Origin of the sequence: Caballeronia sp. NCF2 (assembly GCF_023631205.1) — a bacterium.
GTDB lineage: Bacteria > Pseudomonadota > Gammaproteobacteria > Burkholderiales > Burkholderiaceae > Caballeronia > Caballeronia zhejiangensis.
The window spans coordinates 1-739 of sequence record NZ_JALQDN010000004.1; the positions used below are offsets into that span (position 1 = coordinate 1).

Here is a 739-nt window from a genome sequence, read left to right on the forward strand (position 1 = left end):
GCGTTCCAGGGCTTCGTGTCGCCGGAATCGTTCACGTTCTGGGAGTCGATCGTCGTGCTGGCGTGCGTGGTGCTGGGCGGCATGGGCCATATTCCGGGCGTGATTCTCGGCGCGGTGCTGCTCGCCGTGTTCCCCGAATTCCTGCGCACGACAATGGGTCCGCTGCAGAACGCCATCTTCGGTCATCAGCTTGTCGATACCGAAGTCATCCGCCAGTTGCTGTACGGTCTGGCGATGGTGCTGATCATGCTGTATCGCTCGGAAGGCCTGTGGCCCGCCGCGAAACACGAAGACAAGATCGCGAAGATCGCGAAGCGCAACGGCAAGAAGCCGGTGCGTGCTTAAAGGCGGGGGATTGAAAGATGAGCGATAAGCAAACACGACTTTCCGTCACGGGCGTCAACAAGCGTTTCGGCGGCTTGCAGGCGTTGTCCGACGTACGCCTCGAAATCAAGGAAGGCGAGATCTACGGTCTGATCGGCCCGAACGGCGCAGGCAAGACGACGTTCTTCAACGTGATCACGGGTCTCTACACGCCGGATTCGGGCGAGTTCAAGCTCGACGGCCAGGCGTACACCCCGACGGCGGTTTATCAGGTGGCGAAGGCGGGCATCGCGCGCACGTTCCAGAACATTCGTCTTTTCGGCGGCATGACGGCGCTGGAGAACGTGATGGTCGGACGTCACGTTCGCACGAAGCACGGTCTGGTCGGCGCGGTGTTCCAGACGCCCGCCGAACG

General features: G+C 61.6%; 2 protein-coding genes. Both read left to right on the plus strand.

What is annotated here, in order from left to right:
- Positions 1 to 345 (plus strand): ABC transporter permease subunit (locus tag NCS02_RS03405; protein WP_502800861.1); only part of this gene is annotated, 345 nt, incomplete at its 5' end.
- 17 nt (positions 346 to 362) lie between these two features.
- On the plus strand, positions 363 to 739 hold a 377-nt coding region (locus tag NCS02_RS03410), incomplete at its 3' end, for an ATP-binding cassette domain-containing protein (RefSeq protein WP_250522887.1).